This window comes from Paenibacillus sp. LX16, from assembly GCF_036252815.1.
GTDB lineage: Bacteria > Bacillota > Bacilli > Paenibacillales > Paenibacillaceae > Paenibacillus > Paenibacillus polymyxa_B.
The window spans coordinates 5,707,187-5,728,440 of the sequence record NZ_CP141152.1 but is presented as its reverse complement, the minus strand read 5'-3'; the positions used below and the strand labels follow the sequence as shown (position 1 = coordinate 5,728,440).

The 21,254-nt window shown below is 44.5% G+C and carries 25 protein-coding genes and 2 pseudogenes; 14 read left to right on the top strand and 13 right to left on the bottom strand.

Features of this window, described 5'->3' with window-relative positions; translation table 11 throughout:
• Nucleotides 1-37 precede the first annotated feature (37 nt).
• The gene (locus T3H97_RS25715) at nt 38-667 is read left to right on the top strand and encodes a YfbR-like 5'-deoxynucleotidase (protein ID WP_025719170.1); all 630 of its coding nucleotides are present in this window, start codon (nt 38-40) and stop codon (nt 665-667) included.
• Between the two features lie 159 nt (nt 668-826).
• Here the strand turns inward: T3H97_RS25715 and T3H97_RS25710 are convergent, their stop codons facing one another.
• Complete coding sequence (locus T3H97_RS25710; RefSeq protein WP_328801297.1) at nt 827-2,011, bottom strand: RCC1 domain-containing protein; 1,185 nt, start codon at nt 2,009-2,011, stop codon at nt 827-829.
• Nucleotides 2,012-2,126: 115 nt separating this feature from the next.
• Here T3H97_RS25710 and T3H97_RS25705 point away from each other — a divergent pair, with 115 nt between their 5' ends.
• Entirely contained in the window at nt 2,127-2,618 is a 492-nt protein-coding gene (locus tag T3H97_RS25705) for a hypothetical protein (protein ID WP_328801296.1), read from the top strand.
• A 53-nt stretch (nt 2,619-2,671) separates the two neighbouring features.
• Here the strand turns inward: T3H97_RS25705 and T3H97_RS25700 are convergent, their stop codons facing one another.
• Nucleotides 2,672-3,379 (bottom strand): phosphodiester glycosidase family protein, encoded by a 708-nt coding sequence (locus T3H97_RS25700; protein ID WP_328801295.1) that lies wholly within the window; start codon nt 3,377-3,379, stop codon nt 2,672-2,674.
• Nucleotides 3,380-3,619: 240 nt separating this feature from the next.
• Here T3H97_RS25700 and T3H97_RS25695 point away from each other — a divergent pair, with 240 nt between their 5' ends.
• Nucleotides 3,620-4,606: an aldo/keto reductase gene (locus T3H97_RS25695; protein WP_328801294.1), complete on the top strand. Its 987-nt coding sequence runs from the start codon at nt 3,620-3,622 to the stop codon at nt 4,604-4,606.
• Between the two features lie 140 nt (nt 4,607-4,746).
• Here the strand turns inward: T3H97_RS25695 and T3H97_RS25690 are convergent, their stop codons facing one another.
• From T3H97_RS25690 to T3H97_RS25665, 6 genes and pseudogenes are all read right to left on the bottom strand, one after another.
• Nucleotides 4,747-5,046: a spore coat protein gene (locus tag T3H97_RS25690; protein ID WP_025719163.1), complete on the bottom strand. Its 300-nt coding sequence runs from the start codon at nt 5,044-5,046 to the stop codon at nt 4,747-4,749.
• Entirely contained in the window at nt 5,043-5,252 is a 210-nt protein-coding gene (locus T3H97_RS25685; RefSeq protein ID WP_061829795.1) for a hypothetical protein, read from the bottom strand. Before T3H97_RS25685 ends, T3H97_RS25690 begins: the two co-directional genes overlap by 4 nt.
• A 30-nt stretch (nt 5,253-5,282) precedes the next feature.
• Nucleotides 5,283-5,423, bottom strand: a pseudogene (locus tag T3H97_RS25680) (glutathione-dependent formaldehyde dehydrogenase); the annotation flags it as partial.
• Between the two features lies 1 nt (nt 5,424).
• Nucleotides 5,425-5,583, bottom strand: a pseudogene (locus T3H97_RS25675) (spore gernimation protein GerQ); the annotation flags it as partial.
• 98 nt (nt 5,584-5,681) lie between these two features.
• The gene (locus tag T3H97_RS25670) at nt 5,682-7,232 is read right to left on the bottom strand and encodes an FAD-dependent oxidoreductase (RefSeq protein WP_328801293.1); all 1,551 of its coding nucleotides are present in this window, start codon (nt 7,230-7,232) and stop codon (nt 5,682-5,684) included.
• Between the two features lie 178 nt (nt 7,233-7,410).
• Entirely contained in the window at nt 7,411-8,034 is a 624-nt protein-coding gene (locus tag T3H97_RS25665) for an acetate uptake transporter (protein ID WP_069290703.1), read from the bottom strand.
• A gap of 266 nt (nt 8,035-8,300) precedes the next feature.
• Between T3H97_RS25665 and T3H97_RS25660 the strand changes: the two genes are divergently transcribed.
• The 9 genes from T3H97_RS25660 (at nt 8,301) to T3H97_RS25620 (ending at nt 16,201) form a co-directional block, all read left to right on the top strand.
• The gene (locus tag T3H97_RS25660; RefSeq protein ID WP_328801292.1) at nt 8,301-8,969 is read left to right on the top strand and encodes a hypothetical protein; all 669 of its coding nucleotides are present in this window, start codon (nt 8,301-8,303) and stop codon (nt 8,967-8,969) included.
• Between the two features lie 316 nt (nt 8,970-9,285).
• Nucleotides 9,286-10,014 (top strand): YheC/YheD family protein, encoded by a 729-nt coding sequence (locus tag T3H97_RS25655; protein ID WP_328801291.1) that lies wholly within the window; start codon nt 9,286-9,288, stop codon nt 10,012-10,014.
• Nucleotides 10,015-10,056: 42 nt separating this feature from the next.
• The gene (gene aepX, locus T3H97_RS25650) at nt 10,057-10,956 is read left to right on the top strand and encodes a phosphoenolpyruvate mutase (protein WP_328801290.1); all 900 of its coding nucleotides are present in this window, start codon (nt 10,057-10,059) and stop codon (nt 10,954-10,956) included.
• Nucleotides 10,956-12,116: a phosphonopyruvate decarboxylase gene (aepY, locus tag T3H97_RS25645; protein ID WP_328801289.1), complete on the top strand. Its 1,161-nt coding sequence runs from the start codon at nt 10,956-10,958 to the stop codon at nt 12,114-12,116. The genes aepX and aepY overlap by 1 nt, the downstream gene beginning before the upstream one ends.
• Nucleotides 12,113-13,225: a 2-aminoethylphosphonate aminotransferase gene (locus T3H97_RS25640; RefSeq protein WP_328801288.1), complete on the top strand. Its 1,113-nt coding sequence runs from the start codon at nt 12,113-12,115 to the stop codon at nt 13,223-13,225. Before aepY ends, T3H97_RS25640 begins: the two co-directional genes overlap by 4 nt.
• A gap of 15 nt (nt 13,226-13,240) precedes the next feature.
• Entirely contained in the window at nt 13,241-13,981 is a 741-nt protein-coding gene (locus T3H97_RS25635) for a YheC/YheD family protein (RefSeq protein ID WP_328801287.1), read from the top strand.
• 220 nt (nt 13,982-14,201) lie between these two features.
• Nucleotides 14,202-14,558 (top strand): nucleotide excision repair endonuclease, encoded by a 357-nt coding sequence (locus tag T3H97_RS25630; RefSeq protein WP_328801286.1) that lies wholly within the window; start codon nt 14,202-14,204, stop codon nt 14,556-14,558.
• Nucleotides 14,559-14,667: 109 nt separating this feature from the next.
• The gene (locus T3H97_RS25625) at nt 14,668-15,612 is read left to right on the top strand and encodes a helix-turn-helix transcriptional regulator (RefSeq protein ID WP_328801285.1); all 945 of its coding nucleotides are present in this window, start codon (nt 14,668-14,670) and stop codon (nt 15,610-15,612) included.
• A 67-nt stretch (nt 15,613-15,679) separates the two neighbouring features.
• The gene (locus T3H97_RS25620; protein WP_081330704.1) at nt 15,680-16,201 is read left to right on the top strand and encodes a DinB family protein; all 522 of its coding nucleotides are present in this window, start codon (nt 15,680-15,682) and stop codon (nt 16,199-16,201) included.
• On the opposite strand, the gene T3H97_RS25615 is transcribed toward T3H97_RS25620, so the two are convergent.
• The 4 genes from T3H97_RS25615 to T3H97_RS25600 all read right to left on the bottom strand — a co-directional run bounded on the left by T3H97_RS25615 (nt 16,134) and on the right by T3H97_RS25600 (nt 18,733).
• A complete protein-coding gene (locus T3H97_RS25615; RefSeq protein ID WP_103047147.1) occupies nt 16,134-16,670 on the bottom strand; it encodes a Crp/Fnr family transcriptional regulator in 537 nt (178 codons plus the stop codon). The genes T3H97_RS25620 and T3H97_RS25615 overlap by 68 nt on opposite strands.
• Nucleotides 16,671-16,706: 36 nt before the next feature.
• The gene (locus tag T3H97_RS25610) at nt 16,707-17,447 is read right to left on the bottom strand and encodes an SDR family oxidoreductase (protein ID WP_328801284.1); all 741 of its coding nucleotides are present in this window, start codon (nt 17,445-17,447) and stop codon (nt 16,707-16,709) included.
• Between the two features lie 30 nt (nt 17,448-17,477).
• Nucleotides 17,478-18,056: a TetR/AcrR family transcriptional regulator gene (locus T3H97_RS25605; RefSeq protein ID WP_328801283.1), complete on the bottom strand. Its 579-nt coding sequence runs from the start codon at nt 18,054-18,056 to the stop codon at nt 17,478-17,480.
• A 131-nt stretch (nt 18,057-18,187) separates the two neighbouring features.
• Complete coding sequence (locus tag T3H97_RS25600; protein ID WP_328801282.1) at nt 18,188-18,733, bottom strand: glutathione peroxidase; 546 nt, start codon at nt 18,731-18,733, stop codon at nt 18,188-18,190.
• A 277-nt stretch (nt 18,734-19,010) separates the two neighbouring features.
• On the opposite strand from T3H97_RS25600, the gene T3H97_RS25595 reads away from it, so the two are divergent.
• Nucleotides 19,011-19,739, top strand: coding sequence for a YheC/YheD family protein (locus T3H97_RS25595; protein WP_328801281.1), 729 nt, complete (start codon nt 19,011-19,013; stop codon nt 19,737-19,739).
• A gap of 115 nt (nt 19,740-19,854) precedes the next feature.
• Here T3H97_RS25595 and T3H97_RS25590 read toward each other — a convergent pair whose 3' ends face one another.
• A complete protein-coding gene (locus T3H97_RS25590; RefSeq protein ID WP_328801280.1) occupies nt 19,855-20,565 on the bottom strand; it encodes an SDR family oxidoreductase in 711 nt (236 codons plus the stop codon).
• A gap of 162 nt (nt 20,566-20,727) precedes the next feature.
• Between T3H97_RS25590 and T3H97_RS25585 the strand changes: the two genes are divergently transcribed.
• Complete coding sequence (locus T3H97_RS25585) at nt 20,728-21,078, top strand: winged helix-turn-helix transcriptional regulator (RefSeq protein WP_250240928.1); 351 nt, start codon at nt 20,728-20,730, stop codon at nt 21,076-21,078.
• Nucleotides 21,079-21,254: the final 176 nt, after the last annotated feature.

The window sequence follows — 21,254 nt, the reverse complement described above, 5'->3', positions numbered from 1 at the left end:
TTGACTATCTCATATATTTTAAAGGATGGATGCAATGATGGGAATTCACACGTATTTTCGGTCGCTAAATGAGTTGGAAAGAATCATCCGTTGTCCGGGTAAGTTTAAATTTGAGGAACACAGCGTATCGGCACATTCCTGGAAAGTGGTGCAATATGCCAAGACGCTAGCTGATATTGAAGAAAGAAATGGTGTCAGTATTGACTGGAAAAAGCTATACGAGATTACGAGCAGCCACGATTACGGGGAGATTTTTATTGGAGACATCAAAACGCCAGTTAAGCATTCCTCTAAGGAACTACGGCTATTAATCCAGCAGGTCGAAGAAGGTATGATTGAGTATTTTATTGAAGAGAATATTCCTGAAGACTTTAAAGCCATTTTTCGCAAACAGCTAAGGGAAGGTAAAGATGATTCTGTAGAAGGTTTAATCCTTGAAGTTGCGGACAAAATGGATCAGGTGTACGAAGCATTTGCTGAGCTTCAGCGGGGCAATACTGAAAAGGAATTTATAGTCATGTATCGTAATGCACTTGTGAAAATTAAAAATATTCAATTACACTGCGTTGATTATTTTTTGGAAAATATCCTGCCGGATATGGTCAAGGAAGAAACACCCTCATCCATTGATATCAAAAAGATTACGGAAGAGGCCTTAGCTTTGTAAATGAATTCCCCTACCGTCCAGAAGCAACTGAAGCGCTTCTGTTCATACATAATCATAGTTTTATTTGTAATAAAGTAGCTTCTATATGAAAATAAGGAGCAATAAGAGCAGTTGATTGAACTGCCCTTATTGCCTTTTTGGGGTTGGAGAGAACGGAGCTTATTTGGAAAATGGATTCGGGAAATTCGATTTTGTGGCTGAATTTTGTTGCTTGGTATTCCCAATTCCTAGTTCGCCGTTTTTGTTATATCCCCAAGACCAGACCGTTCCATCCGCTGTCAAAGCATGGGAGTGGGTTCCTGCTGCACTGAATGCTACTACATCAGTAAGTGGCGTATTCATTTCATCTACAACTTGAGTAGGGACTTTAATAGAAAATACATCGGTCCCGTCACCTACCTGCCCATCATTATTGGTTCCCCATCCCCAAAGAGTTCCGTCATTTTTAAGTGCAAAAGTTTGGGTTTTACCTGCTTTCAGTCTATTTACATCGGAAATATTAATCAATACGGGTGATCTTCTAAAAGTAGAGGTTCCATCCCCAAGCTTTCCAGAAGTGTTGCTGCCGGAAGCGTACACTTCTCCGCTATTCGTTAAAACATAAATGCGGTCTGCTCCGGCTGTAAAAGTTTTGATATCATCAATTCGATATTGAACAGGGGTAAGCTGGTTTTCTTTGTCGTCCTGTCCCAGTGCGCCATCATAACCGCGTCCCCATACCCATAGCTGATTATTTTTGTCTAGGGCTGCGCTAAAACTGTCACCAGCATCAATGGCTACAATATCCTCCAAACCTTGTACCTGGACAGGCTTAACGGAAAAGGCAGAAACTCCTTTTGTCCCAATCCCCAGCTGTCCAAAGTTGTTTTCTCCATAAGCCCACACTGTGCCGTCATTTTTGAGCGCAAGCGTAAATTGACCTCCTGCTCTCACTTCCTTAACATTATCAATATATTTGTTTTTAACAGGTACTCTTGCCGTATCCCTCTTATTCCCTGTCCCTAGCTCACCGTAACTTGCAAAGCCCCAAGACCAGATGGTTCCATCTTTTTTGAGCAAGGTTGAATGCAAGTCACCAGCATCAATCATGGCGATATCAGATACATCTGCTTGCATCGGACTTGTTTTATTATTCCCTCCGCCATCGCCTACGCCGAGCTTGCCATTACTGTTACTTCCAGTTGCATAAAATGAAGATCCATCTTCCATGGCCAGGAAAGCGTTAGTGGTCCCTGCCGAGAGCAAATGATCGTAATTTACAGTAGAATCAGCGCTTGCTGTAATGGAGCTTCCCACTAAAAGTGTTGATGCAGCGAGAACTGCCAAACCGAGTTTTTTTAACATATAATTGCACACCTTTCAAAATGTAATGATAAATACAAACTAAAGCAACCAAATTGTTCCTGTCCGCGTCTTAATAGTGAACATATTCTATAAACCAGATTAGGAAGGATCACTTATGAAAAATAGAGTTTCTGCCCTTGTTCTTGTCTTGCTTGCGGCAGCTTTATTGCCAGCATGTTCTACAACAAAATCGGCTACGCCGGTTAACGAATCTAATGGAGCGGTGGTTCAATCTATTTTTGACTTAGATCGTCTGGAAAGCACAACGGTATACACAGGGCGTGCCAAAATTGAAAGGATTGAAAGGATTAAAAAAGAAGTAGAACAACCATTAGCAGCCCCAACCATGGACTATTTGATCCGATTTGAACAGCCTGTTCAATTTGCTAAAGAACTACCCCAAAGTGATGATCCAACGGAAAAACCTATCCAATCGGTCTATATATCTATCCCAGATACACATATTTATAAGCAGATGGATGGTCAGCGGAGGCAATTAATCAATCCAGAAGAATTACAGGTGGGGCAACCCATTGAGGTTTCTTATGTGTACCCTGTAACACCTGTTTTCCTGGCATTGGAAATGGTCGTGCTGGATGAATTGTAGAGGAGGCCGGTAAGGCCCCCTTACTCCTATAAAAGCACGTCATATTATAAGGCTTAGGTGATATTAATGAGTTTTACCATGTTGTAGATGTAACGTGTTTGCTCATACTTAACCATTGTACCTGCAGAGTTTTTGACTTGAATACCGGACGAGCCCCCACCATCAAGAAGAATGGCTTCAAAGCAATCCTGTTTGATAAAATAATTGCGAAGTTGTTTTAGCGTCGCATTTTCATGAACAACCAGGTAGACCTGCCAAATATTATTCACGACTTTGAAGCCCAGGCCTGTCCGCCCCGTGGCTTCCGTGTACCGCAAGGTTCCGTTCAAATCGAAGTTTTCAATCTCTTTCAGCTCCTTGAGCCATACTTCTTCCTCATTCTTCAGTGACAGACTACCGCCGCTAATAATGGATTTGTACTTAATTGCTGTTCCCATTTGTTTTTTGAGATCCGTTACACTTGAAGTACGGGTAATCCCTATTTTTGTTTTGTTGCTTTCCGTAAAAATAAATGCAGTACCCCGACTATTCTCCTTGGCATTTGCCTTAATATCGTGCGTGTTATTAGGTGTCACCGCAATGGATAAACCTTGAGTCGGAGGCTTTGTGGTGCTGATCGGGTTAAAAAAGCCCCCATTAATCCCATAATCGGTTTGCTGCGTAATCCGGCTTCGAATATTTTTATTTTGAATATTCGAAGCTGGTGTGATGATCACATGGAAACCATCGGACGTTTTGGTGTAAGTGTAGTTTGCGGGCATGTTAAACCTCCAATTAGATGATTTTGAAACTGAATCTCGCGCGATAATTCGTTTCTCATATATATAGGCAATTTACAGCTGCCTCTTACAACCCGGAAATCAAATTTTTCTAAAAAAATCTGAAATAGCGTATACAAGACAATGCTTGACTTCAAGTTAACTTTAAGTAGTAATATACGGAATGTGACGTAGTGATTAGGAAATGCGATGACTATTCTGACAATTGAGGAGTGATAGAAATTGAAAAAGAAACAACTGGGTAACAGTGACCTTCAAGTATCTGCACTGGGTCTGGGCTGCATGGGTATGTCCGAATATTACGGTGAGTTGAATGATCAGGAGTCGATCAAAACGCTTCATCGTGCGCTGGAGCTAGGGATCAACTTCTGGGATACGGCCGATGTCTACGGTGTGGGGAAAAATGAAAAACTGATTAGCCAAGTTTTGCGGAGCCGCCGTGACGAAGTCATATTGGCTACTAAATTTTCCATTATGCGTGGGGAAGATGGGGGATTCCTGGGTGTCAGCGGCCGTCCTGAATATGTAAAAGAGGCATGTGACCGCAGCCTGCAAAGACTGGGAGTAGATGTGATTGATTTGTACTACCAGCACCGTGTCGATCCGAATGTACCTATCGAGGAAACGGTTGGCGCGATGAGTGACTTGGTTCAGGCAGGAAAAGTCCGCTATTTGGGGCTGTCCGAGGCTTCTCCTGCACTCATTCGACGGGCTCACAAGGTACATCCGATTACAGCTCTGCAAACGGAGTATTCCTTATGGAGCCGGGAAGCGGAAGATGAAGTTATACCGACGTGTAGGGAGCTGGGCATCGAGTTTGTGGCCTACAGTCCACTGGGACGCGGCTTTTTGAGCGGGCAAATTCAGAAGTTTGATGATTTTGCAGAAGATGATTTTCGTCGTACCGTACCGCGCTTTCAGCCTGAGAATTTCCAAAAAAATCTGGATCTCGTGAAGCATATTAAGGATCTCGCTGCTCAAAAAGGGGTCAAACCTTCTCAACTGGCGTTGGCATGGCTGCTTGCGCAAGAGGGAATTGTACCGATTCCAGGAACCAAGCGGATTACGTATCTAGAGGAAAATGCAGGAGCCGTTGATGTGGTTTTGTCCGCAGAAGAAATGGAGACTATTAACGCAATCATCCCCAAAGGAATGGCAGCAGGCCTTCGTTATCCTGCAGAGCGGATGCCGAATTGGCAAGCTGAATAATGAAGATAATGAGATAAAACCAAAAGCCGTCTTTCACGCGGATCGGCGTGAAAGACGGCTTTGCGGGTTTCATAGATAAGCAAGAACGTACTTTTTATAAGAGACGTCCAACGAGCAAAAAAACGGCCAAAGTTATCTTTTTATAAAACGGGAGCTTGCAATGCAGTATTGATATTTTGCAGATCCATCGAAAGCTGCTCTTTTACGTTCCAAGGGTGATACCAGCCGCGTTCAATCATGTACGTGGAAATTTGCTCATGCGTATCAATGGCTTCATCCAGTTGCTTTGTAAGAATTGCCTTAATTTCTGGAGTTCCCGCTTCTGTTACGGCCATAGCGTAATTTCTCACACCGCTTTTGGCCGCGTTCAGAAAATCGGCTGCAATGACTTGGTCCGTTAAGGTATGCAGTCCGGTCAAATGCTCCAACAGTGTATTCATGGCTTAACCTCCTGTGAAATGGCTTGATCTAAGAGGGTGCCGAGTTCTTGTAATTGGCGGGTTGATAAGTCAACATCCTGCTGTAATATAGCTTTGAGAGTCGGATCAGAGATTAATGCTTGCATTGTTTTGGACTTGGTAAGACATACTGCCTTGAACGCTGACAGTTCATGGACTTCAAGGGTTTCATGCAGGCCATACACTATATGACGTTTACCTCCATTCTAAATATATAGTTAAGGTTTAAGTACCACTTTGATGCAATTGTCTTGTCTGGTATCGAAAATTTCATATCCACGTTTGGCGTCGCTTAACAGAATGACGTGTGTAACAACGTCTCCTGGGTCCACCTTTCCCGTATCAATCAGCTCATACATTAGATTGCTGAACATCTTTTTCCATTAAATCCTTTAGCTCTTGATCGAATACTAAGCCTTGCATTAATTTGGACTTGGCTAAGCATAACGTTTTGAAATTTAGCGCTTCGTGGATTTCTAGAGACTCATGCGCCGCTAATGCAGACTGTTGGCTTATCATAGGATCACCTTTCTTTTATGATTCTCAAAGGTATGTTGTCCAGCGTAACTATGTTTATTCAGAGCTATGAAAAGGTTGGGTTACCGGGATGTAGCTCTTCATGTAGGGCTCTTGTTGACTTCAACCTTGCCAAGCGATTTTTTTGCCGGTCCTTCAATGACTTCGCCCTGATATGAAAAGCGTGAGCCATGACAAGGGCAATCCCATGTTCTTTCCGCCTCATTCCACTCGACTTCGCAACCCATATGGGTGCATGTTGTGTCCACTAGGTGTAATGCTCCTTGTGGGTCTCGGTATGCGCCCGCTCTTTTGCCGTTTACCCGGATGACCGCCCCTTCGTCATGCTGCAGTTCTTCGGCTTTTTTGTAGTTGATCCCCAATTTCCCAGCAATCAAATGTTTAGCCACATTCGCATTTTGAGTCACAAATGTTTTAATGTCAGGGTCCATATGGAACCTTGAAGGGGAGAAAAGTTCCTGGTAGGGGCTTTCCTCTCTGGTAATCAGATTCGTATTTAATAAAGCTGCCGCTACACTTGTGGTCATCCCCCATTTTCTATACCCCGTAGCAACGAGGATGTTAGAAGTGTTGGATAGTTCCTGCCCAATATAAGGGAGCTTGTCTAGCGTATACAAGTCTTGGGCCGACCAGCGATAAACGATCTCCTTTAATCCAAATGTTTGCTCTGCGAACTTTTGTAAAGCTTCATAGTACTGGAAAGTACAGATTCCTTGTCCTGTTTTGTGGCCTTCCCCACCGACAATAACCATCGGTTCTCCGTTAACCAATACGGAGCGAAGCGAACGTTTCGGGGTTTCCGCACTTAGATACATACCACCCGGATAAATTTTATCGGTTTTGACTGCTAGTACATAAGACCGCTCGGCATGCAATCGCGCAAAATAAAGACCGTTTGGATCATTGAATGGAAAATGCGTGGAGGATACGACATGGTTGCAGGTGATTTTCTTTCCGTCGCTTGTTGTAATGATGGCAGGGGTTCCTTTTTCTACATCTACAACGGTGGTTTGCTCATAAATTTTCCCGCCCTGACGGATGACTTGGTTTGCCAAATATCTTAAGAAAGGTACTGGATTAAACTGAGCTTGGTTATTCATCATAATAGCTGCTTTAGTTGAAAACGGCAGAGGCGTTTGTTCGATATAACTTCCCGGGATGCCAAGTTCCTCGTAGGCTTTATATTCGGCGGAGATTTTTTCCACATACGTATCTGCACATGTATAAACGTAGGCATCTTCTTCTGTAAATTGACAATCGATATTAAACTCTTCTACCGTTTGTTTGATAAATTGAAGAGCGTTGTGGTTGGCTTCGTAATAGAGCCGGGTTTTTTCCTTGCCAAAATGTGAAATAAACTCGCTGTAGATCAAATCATGCTGTGCGGTAATTTTGGCGGTTGTATGACCGGTTGTCCCATGAAGTATCCGCCCTGCGTCGACGACGGCGACGTTTAGTCCTTTTTTAGAAAGTAAATAAGCAGTGGTAATGCCAGTAATCCCCGCACCTACAATGGCAACATCCACTTGAATATCTTCACTAAGCTTGGGAAAGTTGGGGACGTCAGTTGAAGCTAACCAATACGATTCTGGATATTGCGGGAATGTGGTATGAGATTTGCTTTGCGTCATTTTTACAAATACCCCTTTGATTACAATTTATGTATATTGTTATCATTGTGGGCTTTTATATTCACTAAACGACTCTCTTTAGTCCTTTTTTGATACAGGAGGGAGTGATGGAAAAGAAACAAAGCCGTCCTTAACGCGGATCGGCGCGAAAGGCGGCTTTGTGGGTTTACATATACAGCTAAGGACGTGGCTTGAAAATGCCGAAAGGACGCCCGACGGGCAGGAATGTACGGCCAAAATGAGCATTCAGAACGGCAGCTCCTGTACCATACAGTGAGAGCAGACCAATGCCCATTTCAGCATAAGCGGCGATGGTATGGAACACCTCTGGGGCAACGCCAAATGCATCGAAGCTAAGACCGAGGAATAGAAAATCAATCAACACAAAAATAAAGAATAAAACCTTATGCGTCTCCATCGCTCCAATGGTCATGAAAAGCGTAAAGATGAGATAGCCCGCAAAGGCAAAGCCGAGCTGTTTGCCATCTACAGCAGATGCCAGCTCTGAGCCGAATACGCCCATTTTAATCATCCAGCTACTGGCTACGGCCAACCAGAAGAAGGCGTAAGCACCAAATGCCGTCATGCCGAAGGTGTTGTTATGTTTTGCATCCTGAATGGAGGCAAATAGCTGTGCAAAAGCACCGAGAAATATAGCCCAAGGGATGATGAAGCTTAAGCCTTCGGTGAGGCCAAGCTTTTGGGATGAAGCCACAAGCGTTACAATAGCCAAGCCAAACAGGCCAATCGCACTCGGATCGGCCGTTATGATTTTTACATTAGAATGAGATTCATTTTGCATGAAAAAATAGAAGCCTCCAATAATATTCAAGTACGCGTCAATCTGCCGATGCCAGAATCACACTGACATATTGTAACGGAAACCGGCGTGCTCGCATAGTAGGGAATTCATAGATTTTCTATCTGTTACGGTTGCCTGTATTAACGTTATTGCAACCACCCTCGATACTGACTGAGGTAAAAGGAATACTTTCAGCTAGCTTTAATCCTGTTTTCAGCTTGACCGGGTACAATCAAGGCAATTTTCCCGGAGAGGATGCATAACTAATGAAAACGAAAAAGACCGTTTGGATTCCGGCAATCATCGCAGTTACGGTAGCAGCTCTGCTCGTAATCTACTATTACTACATGCCTTCGGTTTCCGGGGGCGGACCTGGCCTGCGACCGCCGGGAGGCGAGGTAAGCAATGTGCCAGGGCACATGGGCAGACGTCCCGGTGAAAAAGGAGGTGGAGGCAACGGGGAATTATTCAAGACTTCGGGTACTATCTCCGTGTTCCTTGGGGCTGCGACCTTCTCTTGGTTCTGGTTTAAGAAGAAGTTGAGATCGCCATCGATGTTGGTTAGAAAGACTGGGGAATTGTTACACTCTATGCATAAACTGCTGGGTTGGGCGACCTTGATCCTGATTGCCGTTCATGGTATTTATTTTTTGATTACCAAGCTTCAAGATAACAAAACCTATACCGGGATTGCGGGATTTGTCATTCTGCTGGCGATCGCCGGGTATGGCTTCTTCATTAACAAAGTTCGTAACAAGTGGATGCGGACTGTGCATCGTTCGCTCGGGCTGCTGTGGGTTCCCGTGCTGCTGCTGCATGCTGGCGGATCGGCGATTATGGCGGTCATCGCTAGCCTTGCAGTGGGGGGACTTGTCTGGGTGCTGGAAAAAATGGTGGGAAAAACGGCGGAACCGTCCCGGGGGATCGATAATTAGCCAAGCAGCTATTCGGCTAAAAGTCATATATCACCTGGCACAATAGCAGGCTGTGTCACCAAATAATAAAAGCTCCGCTACCGAAAGAGGTTGCGGAGCTTTTATTATTTGGTGACAGCCTATTTTCTGTGGTCCGAACCCCGAGTCTGTCCAAAAGGGTGTCTCCTAGGGGGGGTGGTATTTATAACAGCTGGGACATGCCTTTTTGTAACATAAATCTTGGTTTCTAGCAGAGGTAGCGGCCCACGCAGAAGGGGATCTGGATGCATATGCATACTGTATGCGCAGAAACCCAAAAAGATAAGAGGGATGACAAGTGCCTATTGGAAAAATGAAAAAGCATAAAGAAATGTTGCAACATCCCGTTTTGCGTCCGCATTTACCTGAAACCCACTGGTTTACGGATTCAAGGACCTCGCGGATGCTGAATACCTATTCATCGGTCTTCATAAAACCCAATCACGGGAGTGGTGGCAGCGGGATCATCCGGGTCAAGAGATTGAAGAAAGGATATGAGGTTCGTAGCGGTTCAAGTCGAAAGTTTGTTGGATCTCGTTCTGTCTTAAAAGCAATTAAGTCATACCGGAAATCCAGACACCGGTATTTGGTACAGAAAGGACTTCGGTTGGCTAAGTACCACGGGTCGATTTTTGACACCAGGATATATTTACAGAAACCAGGGAGAAAATGGGTAATTTCCGGAGCGGCCGCCCGTGTTGCGGCACCTCATAAATATGTTACCAATTATCTTAAAGGAGGGCATGCAGTATCTTTGCATCGAGTGCTATTCAGCCTTTTTAAGCACAACCGTACGAAAGCAGATGCCTATTATCATAGAATCTCTAAGCTATCCGTCATCATTGCCAAAACGATTAATAAACGGCATCCGGTTCGCGAATTGGGGGTCGATATTGCCATAGATAAAAAAGGCCATATTTGGATTATAGAGGCCAATTCACACCCTGGACATATGCTATTTACTCAGCTTCCCGATCCTACTATGATCAACACGATCATGAGAAACAAGAGTATTATTTGGAAGTAGATTCCTTGCACATTATTTTTAGGGGAGAAGGAGAAAGTCTCAATGAAAAAAACAAAGCAGCTAAGAGAGTTGGTCCATTCTCAAAAACTGGAGTTTATCATGGAAGCTCATAATGGTCTGTCAGCCAAAATTGTGGAGGAGGCGGGGTTTAAAGGAATTTGGGCCAGCGGGTTATCCATCTCTGCAGCGATGGGAGTCAGAGACAACAATGAGGCCTCCTGGACGCAGGTATTGGATGTTTTGGAATTCATGAGTGACGCTACCTCCATCCCGATTTTGCTGGACGGAGATACGGGGTACGGCAATTTCAATAATGCAAGGCGGCTGGTAAAGAAGCTGGAACAACGTCATATTGCTGGGGTATGCATCGAAGATAAGCGGTTCCCCAAAATGAATTCTTTCATTAACGGTCAAGGGCAGACCTTGGCTGATATCGAAGAGTTTTCCGGGAAAATTAAAGCAATGAAAGATACGCAAACGGACGCGGATTTTACGGTGGTGGCCAGAGTAGAGGCATTTATTGCCGGGAAAGGGCTTAAAGTGGCGCTGCAGCGGGCAGAGGCGTACCGGAAGGCAGGAGCCGATGCCGTATTTATACACAGTAAAAGATCGGATGTCACAGAGATTGAAGCGTTCATGAAGGAATGGGCCGGAAGATTGCCGGTAGTGATCGTACCTACCAAATACTATACAACCCCAACCGTCAGGTTTCAGGAGATGGGGATCAGCCTTGTGATTTGGGCAAACCATAATTTGAGAGCATCCATCCGAGCCATGAAACAATTATCTGACCGAATTTATCGGGATGAAAGCCTTGTCCATATCGAAAAGAGCGTCGCAACCCTCGAAGAAGTATTCCGGCTTCAAGGGGTAGAGGAGCTGCAAGCTGCGGAACGAAAATACCTCCCATCGTCAGAACCGGATTCGGGTGAGCACGTATAATGGACACGAAATTGTTAGGAGAAGAGCTGAAAAAATTAGGTTTTACCTTTTTCAGCGGTGTGCCATGCTCTTTCTTGAAAAGCTTGATCAATTATGCGATAAACGAATGCGATTATGTTGCAGCGGCTAACGAAGGGGATGCGGTCGCCATTGCATCTGGAGCTTATATAGGTGGGAAGAAGTCGGTAGTCCTTATGCAAAATTCAGGGCTGACCAACGCTATTTCGCCACTGACCTCTCTTAATTACCCTTTTCATATTCCGCTGCTTGGATTTGTCAGCCTGCGCGGAGAACCGGGGATACCTGACGAACCCCAGCATGAACTGATGGGCCGGATTACACCGCAAATGCTGGATGTGATGAATGTGGAATGGCAATATCTCTCCAAGGATTTAGAAGAGGCCAAAAATCAGCTGATCCAGGCTAATGAGCAAATTGCCCGGCGTCGCTCGTTCTTTTTTGTCGTGAAGAAAGGGACGTTCGACAAAGAGCCATTGCAAAAACTGCAAACCTCCATTCATTTAAATCAGATCCGACAGCATGGTCATGCGGACCATCAAATGCCTACACGGTATGATGCATTATCTGCGATTAACTCCATGAAAGACGACGATACCATACAGCTCGCAACAACTGGTAAGACCGGGCGTGAGCTGTATGAAATTGAAGATGCAGCTAACAACCTGTACATGGTAGGCTCTATGGGATGTATCGGTTCCTTGGGACTTGGTTTGGCTTTGAGCCAACCAAGCAAAGATATCGTCGTAATTGACGGAGACGGATCTCTGTTGATGCGTATGGGGAGTCTGGCAACCAATGGGTATTATCATCCAGCTAATATGGTTCATATTCTGCTCGATAATAACGCTCATGAATCAACAGGCGGTCAGAGTACGGTATCCCATAATGTCGATTTCATAGACATTGCCGCTTCCTGCGGGTATACGAAGTCGATTTATGTTCACAGTCTCGAGGAACTGAAGGCCTTTTTACAAGAATGGAAAGTGGATAAAGGACTTACGTTTTTGTACCTGAAAATATCCAAGTATTCCAAGGATCAGCTTGCTCGTCCGCATATGAAGCCTCATGAAGTAAAGGAACGTCTGCAGCGATTTATTCATAACAGTCCTTTGAAGGGCAAGGGAGTGGGCGGTTCATGAGTTCTCCCGTCAAGAAAAACATTTTGCTTACCCCTGGTCCGGCAACGACTACAGAAAGTGTGAAATGGTCACAGGTGGTTCCGGATATTTGTCCTCGTGAAGCCGAGTTTGGTCAAATCATGGAGTATATTTCTACAGAGCTTACCCGACTGGTCGCAAACCCGGATCATTATGCGACCGTATTGTTTGGCGGGTCGGGTACTGCAGCGGTGGAGTCTATCATCAGTTCGGTGCCGAATCACGATGCGGTGATCATTGTCAGCAATGGAGCTTATGGAAAACGGATGTGCGAGATAGCGAAGGTTTATGGAGTGGATTATTTTGAATTCAAAAGTCCTCCCGATGATGCTATTGATTTGGCTGAATTAGAGAGGTATATCCAATCTTCTGAACGCAACGTCTCCCATCTGGCCGTCGTTCATCACGAGACGACAACTGGCCTGCTTAACAAGGTGAAGGATATCGGAGAATTGTGCAAAAGGTATCAAATCGACATGATCGTGGATGCCATGAGTTCATTTGCGGCCATTCCAATTCAATTAAAGGAAATGAACATTGCCTACCTGGCGGCAAGCTCCAACAAAAACTTACAGGGAATGCCCGGGGTTTCGTTTGTGATAGCCGAAAAAAGCAAATTGGAGCATTTAAAAGGCCAGAAACCAAGGAGCTATTATTTAAATTTGCATGCTCAATATAACTATTTTGTGGAACATGGGCAGATGCGGTTTACGCCTCCAGTCCAAACCTTATATGCGCTTAGGCAAGCGATTGAGGAATTAAAGCAAGAGGGGGTGGACAAAAGGTACGAAAGGTACGCGACATCCTGGAAAACCTTAATTAACGGTTTAACCCGCTTAGGTCTAACCTATATCATTCCCGAGGAGCATCACTCCAAAATCATTACTTCCATTCTTGAACCTCATTGTGCAGGTTATGATTTTCAATCTATGCATGATTATTTTTACAGCAAGGGCATTATGATCTATCCCGGTAAACTTGAGAAACTAAATACGTTCCGGATTGCCAATATAGGTGATATCACGTATAAGGAAATGGAGTTTTTTTTGGAATTGCTTGAACGCTATCTCAGTAGCATAAAATGCGGATGAGAAAGGTGGAGTCCCATGGCATCAGCGGCAAAGGATAAGTGGTACAAATATTTGTTATTGAGAAGGCATGCGTCTCTGAGGTCTTACGTTCCCGAAACGAAGCTCCTGGACAGGTATAATTTTTCGAAACTTCTCTCCAAGTATGGGCATGTTATCGTGAAACCGGTGTGGGGGAGTCGTGGTCGGGGGATCTTTCAGGTCTCTTGGGTAGGAAACCATAAGTACATCGTACACTACGAGAATAAAAGAGTTTTAGTACGGGGCAGAACCAATACGTATCATTATATTAGAAGAAAAATCGGGAACGCCAGTTATATGGTTCAACGCAGAATTACCCGTCCGACCATCAACAAACGCCCTTTTGATATGAGAGTCATCATTCAACGGAGAATTAACTCATCTGTATGGGTAGTCACAGGCAAGGTTATCAAAGTTGCAGGCAAAGGCTATATTGTTTCCAATAATACACGGAGTAAGGGAACACTACACCATTTTAAATCCGGCATTCGACAATCTTCCATTCGACACCTGTCTGCCAGTACATTAGAGTCCCATATTAATCGTGTTTCCATCCGTTCCGCGAAGAGATTAAGCACTTTTTTCCCGGGGCACCGTATATATGGACTGGACATTGGAATAGACCGGAAAGGACGTATTGGGATTATTGAAGCTAATCTTTTTCCGGCAAGGTCCCATTTCCGTAAGCTGAAGGATAAAACGATGTATCACCGCATTACGGATTACCAAAACGGTTGATACAAAATGACGGTACCTTCTCTCGTGAACAGATTACGAAAGAAGCTATAGACAATCAAAAGGTGGCTCTGTGTATTCATCAGGGTCATCTTTTTTAATGTCCATCGGTATCTGCCTGAGTTATTTGTCATCGTTCGTCCTTCCCTTTGACGATCTTAAATGGTGTTACCGCAGGATTTGTGATAATATTTACACCTATATAGAATGAGGAAGTGACATAGTGATTAATATAACGATTCCAACTCCGGATATCACGATTACCAAACAGGTTAACCCTGAGCTCAGCAATATTTACGGATTTACCGACTTTCACCTGATCCCTAGAGATAAGGCGGGTATCTTTATGTTCTACAATGCGCAGGAGGAATTGCTGTTCGTTGGTAAAGCAAGAAAGCTAAGACCAAGAATCAAAAAGCATTTTGAAGATAATGTATCGCCGATCAAGGACAAGCGAAATGAAGTAGCGATTATTGAGGTTTGTATTGTGGAAGATGCAGTAGAGCGAGAAATCTATGAAACCTACATCATCAATACACAAAAGGCTAAATATAACGTCGAAAAAGTATTTTTTAAGTAATGAAGTAACTTCCGTATGAAAAAAAGAGCAATAAGTCGCAGTGACTGTACTGCCCTTATTGCTTTTTTGTATTTCTGCATTTTAGATCCTTCTAGAGAGGGGCCGTGGTATGAACAAAACAGATCGTTTGCTAGCGATCTTGCTAGAGTTGCAGCGTAAGGATATTTTACGAGCTGAGGATTTGGCAGCCATATTCGAAACGAGTGTGAGGACCATCTATCGGGATATTCAGGCTCTAAGTGAATCGGGCGTACCGATTGTAGGAGCACCGGGCATTGGATATTCCTTGATGGAGGGGTACTTCCTGCCCCCCCTGAGCTTTACCGCAGAAGAGGCTGTGGCGTTGCTAATAGGAACGGATTTTGTCGAACAAAAATTTGATACAGACTACGGTATCAAGGCGCAGGCTTCCCGCAGAAAGATTGAAGCCATATTACCGGAGAACGTTCGCAGGGAAGTCTCCCGGGTGCGTACGACCATCAGACTGCTCGCGGTGGGTGGAGGGGCAAACCATAGCGAGAAAACCTATTTGGAAATGCTGCGTCTCGCTGTATTGGAAAAACGGAAAGTACAGTTTGGCTACTCCAAAAGAATGCCAGAGGCTGACGGGAATCGTCAAAGTGTGCGTGTGGTCGCTCCTTATGGTCTTGTACTGCTCCGTGGTTCTTGGGTGTTAATTGGGCAATGTGAATTGCGGCAGCAGCTTCGCCATTTCCGTCTGTCACGTATGGATGAGCTTATCGTGCTGGAGGACAGGTTTCAGTTGCCTGTCGATTTTCATTTGCAGGATTACAAGCAAACCGATGACCGTCATGTAACTGTTCGCATATTAGCACGTTTGGATATCGCAGATAAGGTGAAGGAAGCGAACAACTTTTATATGGAGGCCATAGAGGAGCGTGCAGATGGACTGCATATACTCTTCCGCGTCAGACAGCCGGAGGAATTACTGCAATGGGTACTTGGATGGGGTGCGGATATGGTTGTGCTGGAGCCTGAGTCGCTCCGGGAGCGGATACGTACGGAAGTGGAAAAAATGTTGAAATGCTACTGACATAATGCTGTCAGTAGCATTTTTGTATAGTAAAGCTACTTTGATAGAGAGGGGCAATTATTAATATATGAATACAACTGAAACATTACAGCGTTTCGAAGAAACGGCACAACACTATCTTCTTGAATTGGACAGCTTTAGCTTGGAGCAACTGCAGTACACACCTCAGGAGGGTCAATGGTCGCTTGGACAAATGTATCTTCATTTGGTGAACTCTGCACTGTATATGCATCTTAAGAACATTGATCTTTGTCTACAGCCTAATGGGGAGACCGGAGTTAAAACGGAGGCAGGCACGGCCATTTTTAATCTGGGGAGCTTTCCACCAATGCGTATCCAAGTTCCACCATCCCCGCAGTACACTCCCCAACAACCCACTAGCAAAGAAGAAATTGTGGAGGGATTAAACGTCGTGATCCGCAAGATGAGAGAGATTGAGCCAACCGTTGGGAAATCTACAGGGCCGTCTACCGTCTCTCATCCCAGATTCGGCGCGCTGAATGCTGGAGAGTGGTTTTCGCTCATCGAGATGCATTATCGTCATCATCTTTTGCAGAAGGAGCGCTTGAAGCACGCAATAGCCGATTAATCGTCTCCCGACGCAGTCCAATAAACTGGCCGATTTCCTCCTGCGTCAGCACGTCCGTTAACGTGGCGGGTGCGATGTAGGAGTGGAACCAGCGTTGAAGCTTCCGAAGCTTCTCGGCAGGTGACACCTCGGTGAGCTGGTCAATTCGTTGCTGCATCATGCGCAACTTGTCCTGTAGCTGCAAAGCGATAGCCCGACATTGAGTTGGGTCTTGCTCCAGCGCCTGATACCATTCTTTTTGCGACAAAACCTCAACCTCAGAGGTTACCAACGCCACGGCTGTACCATAATAAGGATTGGGGCTGATCAGGGAGTGGTGCGGGATGATTTCATCGGGCACAATCACATTAACTAAAATTTGCGAGCCGTCTTCATGGACTCGGACAATTTTTAACAAGCCGCTCTTTAAGTGATATAAAGGGCCGGATTCTCCTTGTCGAAATAAGGTCTCGCCTTTGTGTAATATCATGAACGTAAACAGCCTCCATTCCATGTATTCCAGCTTTTAGATAAACCCGCCATTGACGCGGATCGTCTGCCCGGTAACCCACTGTGATTTGGCGCTGACCAGGAACTCAATCACATCAGCGATATCTTCCGGTTCGCCGAGCCGACCCATAGCATTCATTTTTTTCATGCCTTCGATTTGTTGCTCGGTTTTTCCTGCTTGGAAAAGCTCGGTGTTCACAGGACCGGGAGCCACGGCGTTGATCGTAATTTGCTTGCTTCCGAACTCCTTGGCTAGCTGACGCGTAAATTGCTCCACTGCGCCCTTGGTACCTGCGTATACGCTATATGCCGGGAACATTTGTCCGATTACGGATGTGGACAGGTTCACAATTCTTCCGTAGTCCTCCATATATTTCATGGCTTGCTGACAGGCAAAGAAAGTGCCCTTTACATTCAGTGCGAATTGTTGGTCAAAATCAGCTTCGGTTACCTCAACCAGAGGTTGGGTGATCATCATCCCAGCGTTGTTAACCAGAATATCCACTTTACCGAATTTAGCAATCGTATTTGTAAATAATGCTTCAATATCACTCATTTTGCCCAGATCAGCGTGAAGTGCTATGGCTTTGCCGCCTTTTTGAGTAATGCTCTCCACAACTGCTTGGGCTTTGTCCGGACTGCTGGCATAATTGATTACTACAATAGCGCCCAGATCAGCCAGTTGCTCAGCAATGGCACGTCCAATCCCTCTGGAGGACCCGGTGATAATTGCTGTTTTTCCGTCCAAATGCTTCATATGTGTTTGGGCCTTCTTTCTATATCTATTTTAAGTGATTCCTTTTTCTAAAAGCGTCCACACATCCGAAAACTCCTGATTGATCACAGGACTCTTCCATTCGTAAGCATGAGCGGGGTGATGAAAACGGGCTGTGGCATAGAAAAGGGTACGCGCCAGTTGGGCTGGCTGATCTGATATGATGTCCCCGCGTGCAATGATATCAGCGAGCTGATCCACAATGTGGGCGATATGCTGGTCGATTAAATCAGCGGCTTGCTGGGTGACCCTCGTATACATCTCGAACATTTCCTCGTCGTCGCGGGCATAATACTGTTTGAGTTCAACCAATGTCTGTATATATCGTTTTAAATGTGGCGTTCCCAGTATAGATGAATTCTGACATACCTCCGTTAACGGGGCGATAATCTTTTCATTCAGCCATTTTTCGGTCACGCCTTCAAGAAGCTCAGCTTTACTTTTAAAGTGTCGGTAAATGGTACCATGACTTACTCCCAATACCTTGGCAACATCGGTTACGGAGGTTTTGGCTACACCAAAACGCCTAAGTGTGTCTTCAGTAGCAATGAGAATCTGTTCCTTGGTTAGCACATCTGAGGATTTTTCCATAGGGACACGGTCAAGTGCCGTGTGAGTCACCTCCTTGAAGTCAGGATAACATAAAGAGTATCAAATGACAAATATTCGTTTTTGTCATTTGATACTCTTTTTTTAAGAATCCAAAGAAGTGAACAGAAAAACTACAATAGCGATTCGATGACAGGATCAATGGTGTGGGGCTCCGTTGTTACTTCAAACCTTCCTTTTACCTGGCCATCGCGATCGACCAAGAATTTAGAAAAATTCCACTTGATACCGTCGCCAGCGTATATTTTTGGATACCTATCCCGCAGGAAATCCTCCATCCATTGACCGTCTTTGGTCTGGGTATCGAAGCCTTTAAACGGTGCCTGTTGGGTCAGATATTGAAATAAAGGATGAGGAGATAAGCCTCTTACATCCGTCTTCTCAAATAGTGGGAAGGTTACTCCATGGTTAATTTGGCAAATTCCCTGAATCTCCGAATTGCTACCCGGCTCTTTTTTATTGAATTGGTTACAAGGAAATGCAAGGATTTCAAAACCTTGTTCCCTCCGTTTTTCGTAGAGCTTTTGCAGATCAGTGAATTGACTGGAGAAGCTACACATGCTGGCAGTGTTTACAATAAGGAGAATCTTACCTCTATAGTTTGAGAGTTCAATCGGTTCCCCATTAATTGAGGTTGCTTGAAAGTCATAAATAGACATGTTAACGTTCCTCCTCACGTTATTTTTAATACATCATATATCCAGAATTGTTATTGGTCTAATATATTATTGGAATCAACTTTATAGGTATTTACAATAATCTTGTCATGTAAAGACACATTGTCCATCTCTCTCTTGAAACCAAAGAAGACTCGACTTGAGAAAGTAGGAGATTTGCCTCTTCATAGCAAACTGTGGCATTCGCCGTTACCAAGATAGAATATAGATGCATATTCATGTAGTGTGTGCAAAAACCCAACAGAATCGAGGGATATTCGTGCCCATTGGAAAGATGATTCAATACAAGGAAATGCAACAACATCCCATTTTACGTTCTCACCTGCCCGAAACCCGCTGGATTAGTAATGCAAGGACTTTACGGATGCTGGATACCTATCGCACAGTCTTCATCAAGCCTAATTATGGGAGTGGAGGGACTGGCATCATACGTGCAAAAAAGCTGGGGAGGAAATATGAGGTTCGTTGTGGTTCCAGTCGCAGAATCGTTAGATCTCACGCCGTAAGAAGAGCAGTTAGAACCTATCGGAGACCTCATCGTCGTTATTTGGTACAGCAAGGACTTAAGTTAGCCAAGTACAAAGGTTCGATTTTTGATGCCAGAGTGTATATGCAGAAACCGGAATCGGAATGGGTCATTTCAGGAATAACCGGCCGTGTCGCTGCACCTCGAAAAGTCGTTACCAACTATCGGAAGGGAGGACATGCGGCGCCGTTGTCCAAAGTGCTTTTAAGGGTCTTTAAAAATGACAGAATAAAAATGAAAGAAATTCTGGACCAGATCATCGAGCTTTCTAGAATCATTGCCGACACGATAGATAAAAATCATCCGGTTCGCGAGCTGGGCATCGATCTTGCTATTGAAAAGAGCGGTCAAATCTGGATTATCGAGGCCAACCCGCATCCCGGACATATGTTGTTCAGGCAGCTCCCCAATCACAAGATGATTCGCAACATTTTGAGAAACAAACGTCGTATACATCATTAGGATAAAGTTTGTGAAATCATTCATGGATAAGAAAAGGAGGAGAACGCCCAAGCCAAGGTACGGGAGCGTTCTCCATTTTTTTTGTTAAATGACTGACAGATTTAAGACGAAGCTTTTATGTTAAAATGTGTCCGCCATCCACATGAAGGACGGTTCCGGTCACAAACTGATTTTGAATCAAATAAAGTACGCCTCGTGCAACATCCTCCGCAAGTCCAACTCGCTTCACAGGGAGCTTATGCGCGACTGTATCATAGAATTGATTGCGCGTATTATCAGGCATTTTGCTGCGTGAAGGTGTATCAATAATGCCGGGTGAGACGACATTCACGCGGATGGGAGCAAGCTCTAATGCCAAGGTTTGACCAAGATTCGAAACCGCTGCATTCACAGCGCCGAGCGCAGAGGAGCCGATCATCGGCTTATATGCCACGACTCCCGAAAATAAGGTGATGGAACCCTCGGTTGAGAGTTGGGAGGCTCCGTATTTAGCTGCATAATACTGGCCCCAAAATTTGTTTTCGAATAGCTTACGTGCTTGATCCGTCTCCAACTGAAGGAATGAGCCACCTGATGTTTCTGCCGCGCTAACGATAAGATGATCATAGGGGCCGACTTTTTCGAAGAAAGATTTTACCTGCTGCTCATCTGACGTGTCCAGCACATGTATTACAGCACGAGGGCCCAGCATTTCCTTGGCCTTGTGCAATTTATCCTCCGAGCGGCTGGCGATTACCACTTTTGCTCCAAGCGAAATGACTTGCTTAGCTGTTTCTAAACCAATACCTGAGCTTCCACCAATAATGACAATCTTTTGGTTTTGCAAATGGATTCCCTCCTCATAATAGTGAAAACATGACTTGCTACGACGTTATTGTATATGTAGCAAGTTTATTTAGGGAAGTAGTGATATTTAATTCATATAGTTTCCTAAAAGGAACTATTGTGATACCATTGGGTTTAACAGATAATTTTTGGGGGAGTTCCTATGTACGACCAAGAACCTATTGAATTGACCAAAGGAATACCAGGCAAGCCGTGTCCTATTGCCCAAACACTTGATTTGATCGGAACGAAATGGACTTTTTTAATCATCCGTGACCTGCTTATCGAAGGAACACTGAGATTCAGCCAACTTCAGAAATCCATGAAGGGGATTAGTCCCAAAACGCTTTCCCTACGCCTGAAGGAACTTGAAGATAACGGCCTGTTAGAAAGAAAGGTATATGCCGAGGTTCCCCCGCGAGTTGAATATTCGTTAACGGAAAAAGGGAAGCGACTGGAAGGTGTTTTTATTGAGCTGAAGAGATTTGGCTTAGATTTAAAAGCAGATCATTGAGGGATATGACTGCAACATTCCAAGGTATCGTTGAGATAAACGATGCCTATTTCTTATATAAAAAGGGAAGCGTTTACTATAAAGTTCACTTATGTGGAGGTTTCGACTATTCATATAATTACCAAGGTACACAGAAGGGATAATGGAATTGCCAACAACGAAGAAAGAAAATTTTT

What these genes read in the sequence shown, in the direction of transcription:
- T3H97_RS25715 (WP_025719170.1), top strand. Translation starts at nt 38, where the DNA reads ATGGGAATTCACACGTATTTTCGGTCGCTAAATGAGTTGGAAAGAATC.
- T3H97_RS25710 (WP_328801297.1), bottom strand. Translation starts at nt 2,011, where the DNA reads ATGTTAAAAAAACTCGGTTTGGCAGTTCTCGCTGCATCAACACTTTTA.
- T3H97_RS25705 (WP_328801296.1), top strand. Translation starts at nt 2,127, where the DNA reads ATGAAAAATAGAGTTTCTGCCCTTGTTCTTGTCTTGCTTGCGGCAGCT.
- T3H97_RS25700 (WP_328801295.1), bottom strand. Translation starts at nt 3,379, where the DNA reads ATGCCCGCAAACTACACTTACACCAAAACGTCCGATGGTTTCCATGTG.
- T3H97_RS25690 (WP_025719163.1), bottom strand. Translation starts at nt 5,046, where the DNA reads ATGAATACACTGTTGGAGCATTTGACCGGACTGCATACCTTAACGGAC.
- T3H97_RS25670 (WP_328801293.1), bottom strand. Translation starts at nt 7,232, where the DNA reads ATGACGCAAAGCAAATCTCATACCACATTCCCGCAATATCCAGAATCG.
- T3H97_RS25665 (WP_069290703.1), bottom strand. Translation starts at nt 8,034, where the DNA reads ATGCAAAATGAATCTCATTCTAATGTAAAAATCATAACGGCCGATCCG.
- T3H97_RS25660 (WP_328801292.1), top strand. Translation starts at nt 8,301, where the DNA reads ATGAAAACGAAAAAGACCGTTTGGATTCCGGCAATCATCGCAGTTACG.
- aepX (WP_328801290.1), top strand. Translation starts at nt 10,057, where the DNA reads ATGAAAAAAACAAAGCAGCTAAGAGAGTTGGTCCATTCTCAAAAACTG.
- aepY (WP_328801289.1), top strand. Translation starts at nt 10,956, where the DNA reads ATGGACACGAAATTGTTAGGAGAAGAGCTGAAAAAATTAGGTTTTACC.
- T3H97_RS25640 (WP_328801288.1), top strand. Translation starts at nt 12,113, where the DNA reads ATGAGTTCTCCCGTCAAGAAAAACATTTTGCTTACCCCTGGTCCGGCA.
- T3H97_RS25635 (WP_328801287.1), top strand. Translation starts at nt 13,241, where the DNA reads ATGGCATCAGCGGCAAAGGATAAGTGGTACAAATATTTGTTATTGAGA.
- T3H97_RS25625 (WP_328801285.1), top strand. Translation starts at nt 14,668, where the DNA reads ATGAACAAAACAGATCGTTTGCTAGCGATCTTGCTAGAGTTGCAGCGT.
- T3H97_RS25620 (WP_081330704.1), top strand. Translation starts at nt 15,680, where the DNA reads ATGAATACAACTGAAACATTACAGCGTTTCGAAGAAACGGCACAACAC.
- T3H97_RS25615 (WP_103047147.1), bottom strand. Translation starts at nt 16,670, where the DNA reads ATGATATTACACAAAGGCGAGACCTTATTTCGACAAGGAGAATCCGGC.
- T3H97_RS25610 (WP_328801284.1), bottom strand. Translation starts at nt 17,447, where the DNA reads ATGAAGCATTTGGACGGAAAAACAGCAATTATCACCGGGTCCTCCAGA.
- T3H97_RS25605 (WP_328801283.1), bottom strand. Translation starts at nt 18,056, where the DNA reads ATGGAAAAATCCTCAGATGTGCTAACCAAGGAACAGATTCTCATTGCT.
- T3H97_RS25600 (WP_328801282.1), bottom strand. Translation starts at nt 18,733, where the DNA reads ATGTCTATTTATGACTTTCAAGCAACCTCAATTAATGGGGAACCGATT.
- T3H97_RS25585 (WP_250240928.1), top strand. Translation starts at nt 20,728, where the DNA reads ATGTACGACCAAGAACCTATTGAATTGACCAAAGGAATACCAGGCAAG.